Origin of the sequence: Mesorhizobium sp. M1348 (assembly GCF_040317925.1) — a bacterium.
In the GTDB taxonomy this organism is placed as follows: Bacteria; Pseudomonadota; Alphaproteobacteria; order Rhizobiales; family Rhizobiaceae; genus Mesorhizobium.
Map to the genome: position 1 here is coordinate 1 of NZ_JAMYLH010000057.1, position 15,701 is coordinate 15,701.

14 protein-coding genes and 2 pseudogenes are annotated in these 15,701 nt (G+C 59.1%); 9 read left to right on the forward strand and 7 right to left on the reverse strand.

Annotated features, from left to right (window positions below):
- Positions 1–341: 341 nt before the first annotated feature.
- The 3 genes and pseudogenes from NKH13_RS34755 to NKH13_RS34765 all read right to left on the reverse strand — a co-directional run bounded on the left by NKH13_RS34755 (position 342) and on the right by NKH13_RS34765 (position 3,376).
- Positions 342–962: a Tim44/TimA family putative adaptor protein gene (locus tag NKH13_RS34755; protein WP_352917345.1), complete on the reverse strand. Its 621-nt coding sequence runs from the start codon at positions 960–962 to the stop codon at positions 342–344.
- 50 nt (positions 963–1,012) lie between these two features.
- Positions 1,013–2,578 (reverse strand): annotated as a pseudogene (ctaD, locus tag NKH13_RS34760) (cytochrome c oxidase subunit I); the annotation flags it as partial.
- 135 nt (positions 2,579–2,713) lie between these two features.
- Positions 2,714–3,376: a 5-formyltetrahydrofolate cyclo-ligase gene (locus NKH13_RS34765; RefSeq protein ID WP_352917348.1), complete on the reverse strand. Its 663-nt coding sequence runs from the start codon at positions 3,374–3,376 to the stop codon at positions 2,714–2,716.
- 128 nt (positions 3,377–3,504) lie between these two features.
- On the opposite strand from NKH13_RS34765, the gene NKH13_RS34770 reads away from it, so the two are divergent.
- Positions 3,505–4,350, forward strand: coding sequence for a LysR family transcriptional regulator (locus NKH13_RS34770; RefSeq protein ID WP_352917350.1), 846 nt, complete (start codon positions 3,505–3,507; stop codon positions 4,348–4,350).
- Between the two features lie 71 nt (positions 4,351–4,421).
- Positions 4,422–4,967: a DUF488 domain-containing protein gene (locus tag NKH13_RS34775; RefSeq protein ID WP_352566370.1), complete on the forward strand. Its 546-nt coding sequence runs from the start codon at positions 4,422–4,424 to the stop codon at positions 4,965–4,967.
- A gap of 8 nt (positions 4,968–4,975) precedes the next feature.
- On the opposite strand, the gene NKH13_RS34780 is transcribed toward NKH13_RS34775, so the two are convergent.
- The 3 genes and pseudogenes from NKH13_RS34780 to NKH13_RS34790 all read right to left on the reverse strand — a co-directional run.
- Positions 4,976–5,533: a GreA/GreB family elongation factor gene (locus NKH13_RS34780; protein WP_352917352.1), complete on the reverse strand. Its 558-nt coding sequence runs from the start codon at positions 5,531–5,533 to the stop codon at positions 4,976–4,978.
- A gap of 161 nt (positions 5,534–5,694) precedes the next feature.
- Positions 5,695–6,153, reverse strand: a complete 459-nt coding sequence (rnk, locus tag NKH13_RS34785; RefSeq protein ID WP_352917354.1) for a nucleoside diphosphate kinase regulator — start codon at positions 6,151–6,153, stop codon at positions 5,695–5,697.
- Between the two features lie 1,032 nt (positions 6,154–7,185).
- Positions 7,186–7,411 (reverse strand): annotated as a pseudogene (locus NKH13_RS34790) (NADP-dependent oxidoreductase); the annotation flags it as partial.
- A 459-nt stretch (positions 7,412–7,870) separates the two neighbouring features.
- Here NKH13_RS34790 and NKH13_RS34795 point away from each other — a divergent pair.
- From NKH13_RS34795 to NKH13_RS34825, 7 genes are all read left to right on the forward strand, one after another.
- The gene (locus tag NKH13_RS34795) at positions 7,871–8,833 is read left to right on the forward strand and encodes a LysR family transcriptional regulator (protein WP_352917355.1); all 963 of its coding nucleotides are present in this window, start codon (positions 7,871–7,873) and stop codon (positions 8,831–8,833) included.
- Positions 8,834–9,028: 195 nt separating this feature from the next.
- Complete coding sequence (locus tag NKH13_RS34800; RefSeq protein ID WP_352668591.1) at positions 9,029–10,042, forward strand: amino acid ABC transporter substrate-binding protein; 1,014 nt, start codon at positions 9,029–9,031, stop codon at positions 10,040–10,042.
- Positions 10,043–10,112: 70 nt separating this feature from the next.
- Positions 10,113–11,300 (forward strand): amino acid ABC transporter permease, encoded by a 1,188-nt coding sequence (locus NKH13_RS34805; RefSeq protein ID WP_352917357.1) that lies wholly within the window; start codon positions 10,113–10,115, stop codon positions 11,298–11,300.
- Between the two features lie 18 nt (positions 11,301–11,318).
- Positions 11,319–12,443 carry an amino acid ABC transporter permease gene (locus NKH13_RS34810; protein ID WP_352917363.1) on the forward strand — a complete coding sequence of 375 codons (1,125 nt, stop codon included), beginning with the start codon at positions 11,319–11,321 and terminating at the stop codon, positions 12,441–12,443.
- Positions 12,444–12,467: 24 nt separating this feature from the next.
- Entirely contained in the window at positions 12,468–13,235 is a 768-nt protein-coding gene (locus tag NKH13_RS34815) for an amino acid ABC transporter ATP-binding protein (protein WP_502908461.1), read from the forward strand.
- Positions 13,236–13,296: 61 nt separating this feature from the next.
- A complete protein-coding gene (locus tag NKH13_RS34820) occupies positions 13,297–14,529 on the forward strand; it encodes a MalY/PatB family protein (protein ID WP_352917360.1) in 1,233 nt (410 codons plus the stop codon).
- Positions 14,530–14,643: 114 nt separating this feature from the next.
- Entirely contained in the window at positions 14,644–14,823 is a 180-nt protein-coding gene (locus NKH13_RS34825; RefSeq protein WP_352668596.1) for an aspartate/glutamate racemase family protein, read from the forward strand.
- Positions 14,824–14,870: 47 nt separating this feature from the next.
- On the opposite strand, the gene NKH13_RS34830 is transcribed toward NKH13_RS34825, so the two are convergent.
- A complete protein-coding gene (locus NKH13_RS34830; RefSeq protein ID WP_352566386.1) occupies positions 14,871–15,098 on the reverse strand; it encodes a GcrA family cell cycle regulator in 228 nt (75 codons plus the stop codon).
- Between the last annotated feature and the right edge of the window lie 603 nt (positions 15,099–15,701).

Here is a 15,701-nt window from a genome sequence, read left to right on the forward strand (position 1 = left end):
AGCGGCACCAATAAATAACGCAGTCGACATTCTCATGAATAGCTGAAATGAAAAATACTCTCTCATCGCGGCCTCCTTTGTTTCTATTAATTTTTCTCGGCCAAGATTTGACCATATCACATGAGGATACGATCTGGTAATTTATTTCCAGGCCCTGCTACGCAGCTCGCTGCTTGAAAATGGTCGACTGAGCCCGTGTCATGTCCAATTAATCGCGACAGGCCAATAGTGGGTGGGTGCTGTCAAAAAATGACAAATCCGCTCAGGCCACCCAACGCTCCGGGTTGACTGCCCTTCAACGGTGACACGGGAGGCAGGCTTCTCGGAAGAGCACATACCTGTTAGTCGCCCTCGGTGGCGATCAAAACCCAGTCGCGCTTCGTTGACTGTGTTTCGCGGGCAAACGTCCAGGTGTCGATCACCTCAACAATCAGCGTGGGATCGCCAGCCACGACCCGGTCGTTGGCTGAACGGGTGACACTGACCACCTGGGAAACGAAGCGAACGCCGATCTCTGCGGTCCCATTCTCCTCGAGAGCCTCGATGACTTTTGCTTCACTCACGCCGATGAGGGTCAGCTGCAGCGTCTCTTCCCGATCCCGGCGCCCGGCAATAGCTCGTTCGAAGGTCTCAAGCACTTCCGGCCCGACAAGGCGTTTCAACGTTTGGATGTCGCCATCTGCATAGGCCCGCAGGATAACTTCATAGGCCGTTTTGGCGCCGGTTAGAAACGCGGCAAGGTCAAAATTCGGATCGATGTCCCGGATCACATCCAAGGGCTGGCCCGCCGATGAAGCGTAATCGGCAACGCCGCTTCGTTGCTCAGTCACCGCATCGCCCCGCTTGGTCTTGTCGTCATCCGAGCGCGGCAGCAGCTGGTCCCAACCTGCCAGCAATGCCCAATAAAACGCGACAATTGCTACGAGCAGGATTTGGTTGTTTGGATCTGTGGTCTCGTTCATGACGGTCTCCCAAACAATAACAGACGCCGATTTGGAACTGGAGGCCAGTGTTAGAGAATGCGCGGCAGCTTTTCCCATTGGTGGAAGGGTGGCGGCGACGGCAGCAGCCATTCGAGGGTGGCCGCCCCTTCGCCCCATGGGTTGGCGCCAGCCTGGCGTTTGCGGCTGAAAGCTTCCGCTACCGTGATGAAAAAGACGACAAGTCCGGCCGTTGAAATGTAGGAGCCGATCGACGAGACAAAATTCCAGCCGGCGAAAGCGTCGGGGTAGTCGGCATAGCGTCGCGGCATGCCGGCCATGCCGAGAAAATGCTGCGGGAAAAAGACCAGGTTGACGCCAATGAACATCACCCAGAAATGCAGCTTGCCCATCGTTTCGTTGTACATATAGCCGGTCATCTTCGGGAACCAGTAATAGAAGCCGGCGAAGATGGCGAAGACCGCGCCCAAAGACAGCACATAATGAAAGTGGGCGACCACAAAATAGGTATCGTGATACACGCGGTCGATACCAGGGTTTGCAACCATGATGCCGGTGACGCCGCCGATGGTGAACAGCAGGACGAAACCGAGAGCCCACTGCATCGGTGTCTTGAAGTCTATCGATCCTCCCCACATAGTCGCTAGCCAGGAAAAAACCTTCACGCCGGTTGGAACGGCGATGACCATCGAGGCGAAGGCGAAGTAACGCTGGGTGTCCACGGACAGGCCGGTCGTATACATATGATGCGCCCACACGACGAAGCCGATCGCGGCGATCGCCACCATCGCATAGGCCATGCCGAGATAGCCGAAGATCGGCTTCCTGGCGAAGGTCGAGATGACATGGCTGATGATGCCGAAGCCGGGTAGAATCATTATGTAGACTTCGGGATGGCCGAAGAACCAGAACAGATGCTGATAGAGGACCGGATCACCGCCGCCGGCGGGCGCGAAGAAGGTCGTCCCGAAATTGCGATCGGTCAAAAGCATGGTGATGGCGCCGGCGAGTACGGGCAGCGACATCAGAAGCATGAAGGCAGTAACCAGCATCGACCAGGCGAACAGAGGCATCTTGTGCATCGTCATGCCAGGCGCGCGCATATTGAAGATGGTGGTGATGAAGTTGATAGCGCCAAGGATCGAAGAGGCACCCGACAGGTGGATTGACAGAATCACGAGGTCGACCGCGGGGCCTGGCTGGCCATCAGTCGACAAGGGCGGGTAGAGCGTCCAGCCGCCGCCATGGCCAAGCGTGCCGGGCGCTCCTGGAACGAACATTGAGGCTATGAAGAGGATAAATGACATCACCAGCAGCCAGAATGAGATGTTGTTCAAGCGCGGAAAGGCCATGTCGGGGGCGCCAATCATGATCGGTACCATCCAGTTGCCGAAGCCACCAATCAGTGCCGGCATTAGGACGAAAAAGATCATGACCAGCCCGTGGGCACTGACGACGACGTTGTAGACCCCCGGATCGCCAAATATCTGCAGGCCCGGCTCCTGCAACTCCATGCGGATCAACACGGAAAGCCCTGTACCGAAGACCCCGGCCATGATCGAGAACAGCAGGTAAAGCGTCCCGATATCCTTGTGGTTGGTGGAGAACAGCCACCTGACGACAAACCGCGGCTTATGATCATCCAAGGCCGTGGTGGCTGGATTGGACATGATTTGCTTCCTGCTCTTCACTGGAGGCGCGGCGGACTCAAAGATGGACCCGGCCGTCTGCGATCCGCCGTCACAGGAGGATCAGGTCTCGCCTGCACTCATTCATTCATCGGTGACGATCACATCCATCGGAATGTCGTGTGGCTGCGGATAGATGGTCTGGATCCTGCTGCCGGCGTAACCGACGCCGACGACGAGAGGCCGCTTCGGCACGGCCGCCAGAGTCCGGTCAAAAAAGCCGCCGCCATAGCCCAGGCGGTAGTTAGCCTGGTCGAAACCGACAACCGGCGCGATGACGACATCCGGCTGGACCGATGGCCCATTTGACGGAACAAGAATATTCCAGATGCCGCGTTCGAGCGGGTCTCCTGGTCCCCAGATACGAAACTCCATAGGCCAGCCTTTCTTGATGACGACCGGCAGCGCGATCCGCCCGCCGCGCTCGATCACCCGTACCGCCCAGTTGCGAAGGTCCGGCTCGCCGCGAAAAGGCCAGTAGCCGCTGATGATGCGCCCGCTGACCCGGCTGACAGCCCGGTCGAGCGCGGAGGCAACGCGAGTAGACCTCGCCAAGCGTTCCTCGGCGTCGACGGCAAGACGCTCATCGATCAAGCGCTTGCGCTCCGCCTTGCGCCATCGACAGACTTCTGTCCATGCGTCTTGCACAACCGGCCCGGTGCCATATCCGGGAACGAGTTCGTGCATGAAGCACGGCGGCGAGGCGTACTCTCGCGTTTCCAAGGGAAGATCCTCCTGATCAGACATTGTGCGCTCCATCAACTCTTGCGGCGGAAGCCAGCGCGACCTTCTGAACGTTGCGCTGCGTAAAACAGGAAGGCAAACGGAATTAAATGCTGTATTGATGCAAAATTATTGCACTGACTGGAGCCAGAATGGACATCGACCGCGCTCGCACGTTTCTGGAAATCGTCCATTCCGGCAGCTTTCTGAAAGCCGCCGACCGGCTCCACGTTACCCAGACCACGGTAAGCGCGCGGATACGCACGCTGGAAGACGAACTCGGCCGTCAGCTCTTTATCCGCAACCGCAATGGCGCGCAGCTGACTCCGGCGGGCCGGGAATTCGAGCGGTTCGCCCAATCATTCGTACAAATCTGGGAACGGGCACGGCATCAGCTCGCCATCCCATCGGGACGGACAAGCGTGGTTGCCTTGGGCGGAGAGCTCAGTCTGTGGAATCCGCTGCTGCTCGACTGGCTGGTCTGGATGAAGAACGCCAGGCCGGAAATCGCCATCCAGGCCCAGGTCGGCGTTCCGGACCAACTCCTCGAGCAGCTGAGGACCGGCGTTCTGGACATTGCCGTGCTCTATGCGCCGAAGCTGCTGCCGGGTTTCAGGGTAGAGCTTCTCGTCGAGGAGCAACTCGTCCTGGTTCGGACCACGGACGGAGACCGGGGAACGGTCGGGTCCAAGGATTATGTCTATGTCGATTGGGGACCGCTGTTTGCGGCCCAGCATGATGCCAGCTCCTCAGCCTTCGGCGAGCCAGGATTGATGGTCGGCCTTGGTCCGCTCGGGCTGAGCTACATCCTGCGCGCTGGCGGAATGGGCTATTTCCGCAGGGGCGCCGCAGCGCCCCATATCGAGGCGGGACAGCTGGAGGTGGTGGAAGGCGCCCCGGAATTCACCTATCCAGCCTATGCAGTCTATCCGGAAGCAAGCGAGGCGCGCGCCGACGTCCAGGAGGCGTTACGTGGTCTGAAGCAGGTGGTGAAATGACAGCGTTGTTTCAGTTCCAAATCATCGGTCATCAAGCCGGAAAGAAATCCGTTGCCATGGGTTGACCGTACATGCCTTATCCATTCCACACCATCGGTCACTCGACGCGGTCGATCGCCGAATTCGTCGCCCTGCTACGGATCGCAGAGATCACCCTGGTTATCGACATCAGGACTGTCAGACGCTCGCGGGCGAACCCGCAGTTCAACAGCGAGGTGCTTCCCGAAGCGCTGGCAGCGTTCGGGATCGGATATGAATACATTGCCGAGCTTGGCGGCCTGCGCGGCAAGGCGCACGACGTTCCACCTGTGCTCAACGCATTCTGGATCAACCAGAGTTTTCACAATTACGCCGACCACGCGCTGTCGGCGGAGTTTCTTGACGGCCTGAATCGGCTTCTGTCCCTCGGCAGGCAGCGGCGAAGCGCCATCATGTGCTCGGAAACGCTCTGGTGGCGCTGTCACAGAAGAATCGTCGCCGATTATCTCCTTAGCCGCGGCGAGGCTGTCTTTCATTTAATGGGCAAGGATAAGATCGAGCCGGCGAAACTCACCGACGCCGCGAAGGCAAGGGCCGACGGAACGCTTGTCTACCCGTCTTCACATCCTTCGGGATAGTCGAGCTCTCAGGCCGCCGACGGACCCGGGTCATCGAACCCGGTGTCGAAGGCCGCGATGTTTTTGTCCACCGCTTGGTCCTGCAGCTCATCGCAACGATGGACGACGCGCAGAACCGGTCCGGCCAGTCGCGACGAGCCCCGCGCGGCAGCTCCCGCCAGCTTCAATCTCTCGCGCCTTGCGGTTTCCGGCTGATAGACCACTTCATGCACACTCAGCGTTTCAAGGCCACCGTCCGCAGTCGGAATGGACATGGACTCACCTTCGGCCAAGCCAAGCAGCGCCAGACCGCGCGGATTGGTGATAGGCAAAAGCATTCCAACCAGACCGCGCATCTCGTCATGTGCGACGATGCGGGTTTCGGCAGGGCCGTCGTTTACCCGATAAGCCACGCGGCTGCTGAGCGTCACGACGGTTGCCGGAATATCATCCCGAAACATTACAACGGCGCTCGAAATCTTCCGGTTAAGGATAGCCGAGAGGATTTCGCCGCGGTGGCGTTCCCGCATTACTTCAAGAATTGTGTAGTCCTTGGTGGTCAGTTGACAGCTGTCGCTAGTGGGCATGGCGCGTCTCCAGCCGGTCCGCGGGGCGAAATCCGGCGTTATACAATTGATCGGGTTTGGAAAACTTCCCCTGTGCCGAACCATAACAGGCCGGCACAGGGGTCAGACTCCTGCGATCAGGCTGCCCGCGTGATTGAGGAGACGCACGGAAACGCCCATGTCTAGACGCCGGCCTCGATAGCCGAAGGCGCCGGCGGGCGCTGTTCGGTCGCGCCTTCCGGAGCCGGTTGTTTCACCGCTAGCACCCAGAGTTCGTGCCGCCGCCCGTCTCGCGCAGTCCACATGATCGACTGTCCGGCCGAGAGGCCGATCAGGGCCGTGCCGATCGGCGTGAGGATTGAAACCTTGCCTTCGGTGATATCCGCATCACCAGGAAAAACCAGCGTGACCGTTTTCGCGTCTCCGGTGTCTGGCTTGAACGTCACTGTCGAGCCCATCTGGACGGTGCCTGTGGGGATCCAACCATCGGCGACGATACGAGCCCGCTCTAGTTCGGCGAGCAGTTCATCGGAAGCCTTCGGATTCCGTGCGGCGACGGCGCCCGCAAGCGCTGACAGACGCGCATGGTCCGACTGCGAGATGGGGATGTTCGGCTTACGCCGGGTCTTCTTGTCTTGCATTTGAATACTCGTATCTCAGGTGGGACGCCGTCGCGAAAGATGATGCGAGCGGCCAAGTCAAGAATGTCCTGCTCACAGCCGAGCCGAGCCGATCGGCGGCCCGCGGACTTCCATGTCGATTATTTAAGTGTTGCCCCTCGGCTCGGGGGAACATGCCAGCCGAGCCGGGGGTTACGATCCCGCGATGGGGCAAACCCGGAAAAGAAAGTCGTGACGGGTTTTTACGGCGGCATTCATATCATGATAGTTGGTGAAGAGATCCGGGAAGTCAAGGAAGCCGCCTCGGCGGATATTAAAGTCGCGAGCTAGTCAGCGCGAGCGCCAAGCAAAGTGTTGATCACCAGCTCTCTTCGAGCCCTGTTTCTGCCGGTCCCGCTCGGTCTCTCTTCGGCAAGCCCGAGGAGATAAGGCGTTCGGCCAATACTTTCGACAGCGCCTCGTAGGTCCACGGTTCGTGCGTTTGAGCGCCGTCTGCTCCTCCTCGGTGAGGTCGCTCCAGCCCAGAGCGCGGCCTAAGCCGCAGCCCATGAACCTCAACGCTCAAGACGACACCAGCAATTCAGAGTGGCCTGCTGGCTGAGCCCATGATCCGGGCTACATTTCGCGTGCGAAGAACGCGCCTGGCGAGATCGTGCCCGCGTTCACGCGCGCGAAGTTGTCCTCGGCTTGCCGGTTGCCAGCGATCGCCCCGAAGAGTTGCTGCATCTCCATGGGCGGCTCCATCGTTGCGAGTTGGCAGGTGAACTCATACATCGGCAGCTAGTGTTGGTCGCGCTGTCGCTGATAGTCCGCCATAGCCGCCTCGAAACTGCTGTCGCCCTTGAAAGCCAGGCCAAGTGCTTTTGCGCAGAGCTCAGCATCCCGGAAGGCATCGCTGATACCCTGCGCAGTGTTTGCCTCCTTGTTATAGCCGGCATCGCCAACGAGCGCCCAGCTTTGCAGAGGAGAGTACTTTGATCCGGCGTTGCGTACAGGACGCAGCCGGCCTATCTGGACAGCGCCGGCCGGCCGGGCGCGACAGGCGCGTGTCGCTCACGGACGAACGCTGATGATCGTCTTCCCCGAGCGTCGCCGAAACGGCATCGTCGAGGGTCGAGATGTTGCCGATGTTCGTCCGCAGCCGTCCGTCCCGCACGCCCTGGACGATTTCACTCAGTTGAGCACGATCGGACTCGACAACGAAGTCGACCGCCAGGCCATTGGCGGGCGGCGCGTCGGGCGGCCCGACGACGGTCACCAGTGTTCCTCCGGCTCGAACCGCAGGAGAGGGGCCAATCCGTGCTGCTTGTCGATGTCATGGGTTCACCGAAAGAAACTTTTGTCTCTTGGACGGCGAATGCCCGCTTCGCGCCTAATGTCGGTCGTTGCGATGATGTGCGAAAATCCCAAAAGCGGACACTCGCCCGGGCGGCTTACCTCTGCGCCACAAACGGTTTGATCAAGGCAGGCAGATGCCGGCAAGGGAAGCAACTGGCTTGATGATATATAGGCAAAGTCATGCAGATCTGCCCGTCGGCGAATAGAATTCGCCGGAGAGCAAAAGGGGAGACCAAGCCGTCTGCGCGGGCTTTGGCCATACGACAGCCACGGCCAGCGAAGCCGTTGAGAGTGAAGCTACGATAGGGTCTCGTCACGGCCGTCGACAGCAGGCGCAAATCTGGCTTTCGCCCGCCGCTTGAAAACAGTGTAGCATGGGAAAAACTGTGCGGACGTTCTCATGAGTTTTGATGATATCGACCTCAATTTGCTACGAGTATTCGACGTTATGATGCGTGAAAGGAGCGTAACGCGTGCAGCGACCGAATTGGGAAGAACACAATCCGCTGTAAGTCATTCCCTATCAAAGCTTCGGTATCTCTTGCAGGACGAATTGTTCACGAGAGACGGGGGGGAGATGCGGCCAACCCCACGGGCGGTGGAGTTGCTGTCAGATATTTCTGCTGCACTGGCAACGATCCGCGCGTCGATCGACCGGCATCAGGTGTTCAATCCGGCAACGACGCGACGCAACTTTCGCGTTGGACTTACCGATTACCACGCCATGATATTTATCCCTGGGCTCATTCGAGAATTTTCGAGGCAAGCTCCTGGCGCGACGCTGAACGTCATTCCCGCAAACGGACCCGAGATCGGTTCATCAGTCTATTTGAGACAAGTCGACTGTGCGCTGACGGGAGCCGCGATACGCGATGACCCGGGTCTCCTGAAGGTGGAACTTGGCCAGGATCAGCTATTTTGCGCGGTGTGGAGTGGAAGCAAGATAGCCAGGAACGCAATGACACTGGAAACGTATTTGGCCAGTTCTCACCTGCAGATTTCCGCAGATGGTCTGGCAGAAGGTCTTGCTGATGCCGCCCTCAAGCTAATGGGTCTACGGCGCAATGTCGTTGCGACCATCTCGAATTATCTGGTGCTGCCCTGGGCGCTTCGCGGCACTGAACTGATTACCCATTGCGGCGATGCCATCCTGCAAATGCTGGATGAGAGGAGCGAGGTGACGCTGGTCCCGCCGCCCCTTCCGATATCAAATGTGAATGCGTGGCTCATTGTTCACCGCCAGATGGCGAATGACCCGGGTACCAAATGGCTCCGGGAAATCATCATTAGCATCTACAACGAGTCGCGGACCAAGAGAGATCAAGGGCTAACCGTCGGAGCACCGGGGTTGGCTGCACAATAGATCGCGCGCACTGTCGCTCATTCGATCAGCCCGCTCAAGCAAACCGGCCCGATCACCACTCAAGTCCCTTTTCACCCGAGAGCGGGTGCCTCATAAATTATGAGCAGCGCTCATTTTCGTAATGAGAACAATCAATTTGACGAATACTTATGCTTGAGAGCACAGTCTCTTCAAGAAAAACAGGGGAATACCGAAATGAGATCCACGTTCAAGGGCCTCCTTGCCCTCGCTATCGCGTGCACCGCCTCCTCGGCGTGGTCCGCAACCCTCGACAATGTCAAGAAAAATGGCGTGCTGACGTGTGGCACAAATTCGGCCACGGCTGGCTTCAGCCTTCCCGACAATGAAGGCAAATGGACCGGATTTGTGGTCGACTATTGTCGCGCCGTGGCCGCTGCCGTGCTCGGGGATGCGCAAAAGGTCAAGTTCATCCCATTGACGCCAAAAGATCGCTTCACCGCCTTGCAGTCGGGAGAGATCGACATCCTCGCACACAACGCAACCTGGACCTCCTCCCGCGATACATCCCTCGGCATACTGTTTGCCGGCACGTATTTCTATGACGGCCAGGGATTCATGGTGCGCAAGGCGGACAACATCACGTCAGCCAAGGGGCTCGAGGGCGCATCGATATGCGTCACCCAGGGCACCACGACCGAGTTGAACCTTGCCGACTATTTTCGCTCGCAGTCGATCAAGTACACGACGGTTGGTTTCGCCGACGAGGAAGCGGTCGTGAAGGCTTACGAGGAGGGTCGTTGCGACGTCTTGTCCGCGGACACCTCCACCTTGAACGCGTCGCGGCTTCGCATGGCCAAGCCGGACGACAGCATTGTTCTTCCCGAGCTGATCTCAAAGGAGCCGCTTGGCCCGGCGGTGCGGCAGGGTGACGACCAGTGGTTCAATGTGGCGAAGTGGACGCTCTACGTCATGGTGGCCGCGGAAGAAAACGGGGTCACCTCCAAGAACGTCGATGCCATGAAGTCGTCGGACAATCCCAGCATCCGCCGTCTGCTTGGCGTGGACGGTAGCATAGGCAAGGACATCGGGCTCGGCGACGACTGGCCGGTCCAGGTGATCAAACAGGTCGGCAACTACGGTGAAGTCTTTGATCGCAATATCGGCAAGGATTCGCCGCTGAAAATGGAGCGTGGCATGAACGCGCTCTGGAACAAAGGCGGCGTTCAGTACGCTCCGCCGATCCGCTAGGCAAAGCATGGTTGCAAGGCGCTGGCGTGTTACCACCAGCGCCCTGCACGGATCCCGATAGGAACAGGCCATGTCCCATTTGTCGCTTCCCGCGCCGTCGCGCAGGAGCCTGTCGCTGCACGATACGAAAGTGCGAGGCGTTCTCTACCAGCTCTTGCTCGCTGGCTGTCTGCTGGCCTTGGCCCTGGGCATCGGGATGCAGACAGCATCGAATATGCGGGTCCGGGGGATTCCGCTCTCATTCGATTTTTGGAATGAGGCTGCCGGCTTCGACATCAGTCAGACCCTGATACCGTACGATGCGCTGTCCACCTATGGTCAGGCCTTCTGGGTCGGAGTGGTCAACACACTCTACGTCAGCGTACTCGCAATCCTGTTGGCGACCTTGCTTGGCTTCGTCATCGGCGTTGCCCGCCTGTCGCGGAACTGGATCGTTTCGAAGGTGGCGACCGCCTATGTCGAGCTTGTGCGCAATGTCCCGTTATTGCTGCAGCTGCTGTTCTGGTACAACGCCGTCCTCAAGCCGTTGCCCTCCCCGAAGGCGTCTATCGCCATCCCCGGCGGCATCTACCTAAACAATCGCGGCCTCATCATTCCGGAGATCCAGTTGCATCCGGGAGCGGGGTTGGTGAGCCTGGCATTCGTGACGGCCATTTCCTGCTGCGTTGCATTCTGGTTTCGCGCCAGGAGCGTCCAGAGACGGACGGGCAAGCAGCTGCCGGTGCTTTTGGTCAGTCTGGCGACGTTGATAGGATTTCCGCTGGTCGTGTTCCTGGAGGCTGGCGAGCCGGTCTCGTTCGTCGCGCCGCAGCTGCGCGGCTTCAATTTTCAAGGCGGGCATCAGCTCTATCCGGAGTTTGCCGCTCTCCTGATCGGTCTGTCGGTCTACACCGGTTCATACATCGCCGAGATCGTTCGAGGTGGAATCCAGGCAGTGCCAAAGGGCCAGACGGAGGCTGCGTATGCGCTGGGGCTGGCGCCGGGCAAGACGCTTCGTCTGGTCGTCGTTCCCCAGGCGCTGCGGATCATCATACCGCCTTTGACAAGCCAGTATCTCAATCTCATCAAGAACTCGTCGCTGGCGGTGTTCATCGGGTATCCCGACCTCGTGCAGATCTTTGCAGGGACGGTGCTCAACCAGACCGGCGCGGCCGTCCAGGTCATGGCGATCACCTTGTCTGTCTATCTCGTTATCTCCCTTGCCACGTCGTTGGCCATGAACGCGTGTAACCGACATTTTGCGATCGTCGAGAGGTGACGCGTGAGCGATCAGTCCATGCATTCGCCTTTTGTCAGCGGTGCGCTCATACCAGCGATGGCGCCCCCCGCCGACGTTCGGCCAGGTCCAGTGACCTGGATAAAAAAGAATCTGTTTTCGACGCCGGCTTCAGGCGCGCTGACAATCTGCTTTGTCGTCCTCGCCGTGTGGCTGCTGCATCACTTTTTGAGCTTTGCGATCTTCGACGCGGTCTGGAGCGGCGGTCGCGAAGCATGCCGTGCGAACAGCCAAGGAGCTTGCTGGCCTTTCATTGCCGAGAAGTTCGACTACCTGCGATACGGCGCGTACCCGGTTTCCGAGCGGTGGCGCGTGGACCTTGCGCAGGCGATCGGCGCCATCCTCATCGTTTGGCTCCTGTGGACGAAGGCTCCGCGGCGCGAAGTGGCGGCGTTGCTATTCTTCCTCGTCTACCCCATTGCCGCGTTCGTTCTGGTGCGCGGCGTCGCCTGGCTCCATTTGCCTGTCATCGACACGACGCTCTGGGGCGGTCTCTTGATCACGCTGCTGATGTCGATTGTGGGCATCGTCTTCTCGCTTCCGATCGGAGTTATCCTGGCGCTTGGACGCCGGTCGGAACTCCCTTTCGTCAAGACGGTTTGCGTCACATTCATCGAAGTCGTCCGGGGCGTGCCGTTTATCACGGTGTTGTTCATGGCGAACTTCATGATGCCGCTTTTCGTCCCCGACTATCTGACGCCTGATCGTCTGCTGCGCCCGCTCATCGCGATAGCGTTGTTCTCATCCGCCTATATGGCCGAGGTTGTGAGGGCCGGCCTTCAGGCGATCCCGAAGGGCCAATACGAAGCGGCGAAAGCGCTCGGGATCAACTACTTCGACATGATGCGCCTGATCGTCCTCCCCCAGGCGTTGACGATCGTTATCCCGAGCATCGTGTCGACCTTCATCGGCCTGTTCAAGGACACGACGCTGGTCGCCATCGTCGGCATAGCAGATTTCCTGAGGGCCGTCGAAACGGCGCGAGTCGATCCGAACTGGGCAGGCCCGACGATCTCCTCAACCGGCTACCTCTTTGCCGGACTGGTCTACTGGGGCTTTTGCTTCGGCATGTCCCGCTACTCGCAATCGATGGAGCGCCAATTGGCGCGTGGCCACAAATCCTAGGACGAGATGATGATGCCACAAGCAATGCACGCAGCGACGAAGGCAACGCCCTACGGCAAGGCGATGGCCATCGAACTGCGTGACGTCAATAAATGGTTCGGTTCGTACCATGCGCTCAAGAACATCAACCTCTCGGTGACGCGGGGGCAGCGCATTGTGATCTGTGGCCCCTCCGGGTCGGGCAAGTCGACGATGATCCGCTGCATCAACCATCTCGAGGAGCATCAGTCGGGCGACATCATCGTCAACGGCAAGTTGGTAACCGAGGATCTGCGCAAGATCGACGCAGTGCGCAGCAACGTCGGGATGGTGTTTCAGCACTTCAATCTGTTTCCCCACCTTACGGTGCTTGAGAATTGCACGCTTGCGCCGTTTTGGGTGAGAAAGATGCCGCGGTCGGCCGCTGAGGAATTGGCGCGCCATTATCTCGATCGCGTCAGAATTGCGGAGAAGGCGGAGAGCTACCCAGGGCAGTTGTCGGGTGGCCAGCAGCAACGCGCTGCAATTGCCCGGGCTCTCTGCATGAACCCAAAGATCATGCTTTTCGACGAGCCGACCTCTGCCCTCGATCCGGAGATGGTCAAGGAGGTGCTCGACACGATGGTGTCGCTTGCGAGTGAAGGCATGACGATGCTGTGCGTGACGCATGAGATGGGCTTCGCGCGGGAGGTGGCCGATCGCGTGGTGTTCATGGACCGCGGGGAGATCGTCGAAACCAACACGCCCCATCAGTTCTTCACCAACTCCCGATCGGAACGGGCACGGCAGTTTCTGGCGCAAATCCTCAAATAGGGACGTCCGCAGAAGCAAAGCGGCTGTAACCGTAGCAACAGATTTTCTAGGTGACTATCAAATGGCTTGTGCAGACACGCCCGCATCGGCGCTTGGGCAACGAAATATCGCGGGAATAGATTTCGACCAAATCCACGACCGCCAGCAATTCGGATCCGCCAAATGGGCCAACCAGTGGGATGAGTTCTCTCCGCAGGTCGAGGGCCAGAACCTGCTGTCCCTATGGACAGCGGATATGGATTTCCGCGCTCCGGAAACCGTCATCGCGCGGCTGCGCGAGGCCGCGGATCATGGCATTTACGGCTACACACGCCGCGATCCGCGCCACTATGAGATCGTGCAATCGTGGTTCGCGCGCCGGCACAACTGGTCGCCGAAAGTGGAGACCTTGCTTCCCGCCCCGGCGATCATGCCTTCGGTCGCTGCGATACTGCGAACCTTCACGAAGCCTGGTGACGGCGTCATTGTGCAGTCGCCCGTGTACTCGCCCTATTTCGAAGTGGTTCAGGGAAACGGGCGGGTTCTGCTTACGAACCGGCTGAGATTGCACAACAACAGATATGAGCTCGATCTGGAGGATTTCGAGAAACTGGCGGCTGGCGGTGCCAAGGCATTCCTGCTGTGCAATCCTCACAACCCTGCCGGAATGGCCTGGACACTCGAAGAATTGGCGGCGCTTAACGACATTTGTGAGCGCCATGGGATCCTGGTCATATCCGACGATATTCACTGCGACATAAGGTTGTCGGATCGCCCCCACATCGTCTTCTCCTCCATCTCGGAAGATGCCGCGGAGAAATCGTTCATCTGCACCGCGCCAACGAAGACTTTCAATCTTGCCGGGGTTCCTTCGGCAATCATTTCAGTTGCCAGCAAAAAGCGCCGCGAGACACTTCTTGCCGCAATGCAGGCGTCATTCATGGTAAATGCAAACTTTTTCGGCCGCTTGGCCCTGGAGGTTGCCTACAGCAGCGGCGCGCCATGGCTCGACCAACTCACGCGTTACATCGCCAGCAACATTGATCTGGTTTGCGAGTTCGCCGGTGAACACCTTCCAGGCATCACGCCCATGCGGCCCGACGCATCGTTTCTGGTGTGGTTGGACGCGTGCGCGCTCGATCGCAGAGTGGGTGGAATTCAGAAGTTCTTTGTCGATCAGGCCGGGGTCAATCTCTACGACGGCCGCGTCTATGGGCCTGGCGGCGAAGGCTTCATCCGTCTGAATGTCGGCTGCCCGCGTCCTCTGTTGCGCCAAGGGCTGGAGCGCATGTCCAGCGCGCTGGCATCTTTGTGATTGAGCGCAACAAGCCGGAATGCTGCGAATGCGAACTGCCGTCATCAATCCCAACACGACCGCTTCGTCGCAGCCGCCATGGCGGTGGCGGGCCCAGGGACCGAGATATTGGGCATGCAGTCCATGGCTGGACCTGAAGCGATCGAAGGGCCATTTGACGGTGAACTCTCCGTACCGGGCCTGCTCAAGCAGGTGGTCGCGGCGGAAATGGACAATGTCGACGCCCATATCATTGCGTGCTTCGAGGCACCATTGCTGATCGACGCCCGCAAGCAGGGGGAGGCCTCAAGGTGATCCACCGGGTGTCTACTCGCAAATTGGCGACCCGCCCGCCGCCTAATTTACGCGGCGCGTCGTTGAGCGAGGACCGAACGGGCCCGACGAGGGTCGACAGCGGTTACGATGCCGTGGTGGTGATCGCAGTAGACGCGGTCCGGCGAAGTTGACCCAGCACAAAAACGGTAACCGCCGGGTACCGACGGGTCTTCGCTTACCGGGAAGCGGCACTGATAGAGGCCTAGCTGAATGAGGGGGACGTCTCTCGAAATTACTCTGATATTTTCAGGCATGGTTTTCAGGTTCCTAGTTCATAGCCATTGCCGGTTGAGGGCCGCAGTGCGACCGCGTCAGGCCAGCTTCTCTCGTTTTGGAGGGCAATGGATCACCATATGGTGTTGGTTGCAGCGTCAATGAAGCCCGACGGCCTGGTTTCTGAAGCCAATAGTTTGCGACTTAAGGCCACAGTTGCCGCTAGGTAGCGTGCGGTTGACAGCGCGAAGGCGGCCCGGCGCCGATGTTGCCGTACCTCTGATCGTGGCGGTCACTGCCCCCTGGGTCCGTCGGCAGACGGGGCAGGGGGTGCCCTTGTGGGGCCCCTATCAGGCGCGCCCGACCGACACCTCTTCTCAGTCCGGGGCCTCCTCATGGCCGGCCGCTCTCGCCCCAACCCAAATCACTCTGAACGACGGAGTTCGACCCTTTTGCTGTCATTCGGTTGCGAGCGTTGTATGGCGCGATCGGACCCAAGACGCTTTCCGTAGGCTGAACCTTGGATGGCCGCTTTGCGCCCAAAGTCGGACATTTAAGCGCAATTAGGGACTGCCAGAAAGCAGACGTTGCGCACGAATCCGGCTATCAAATTGCGTAACATTGGGTATGGAAAGAGCGTCCAC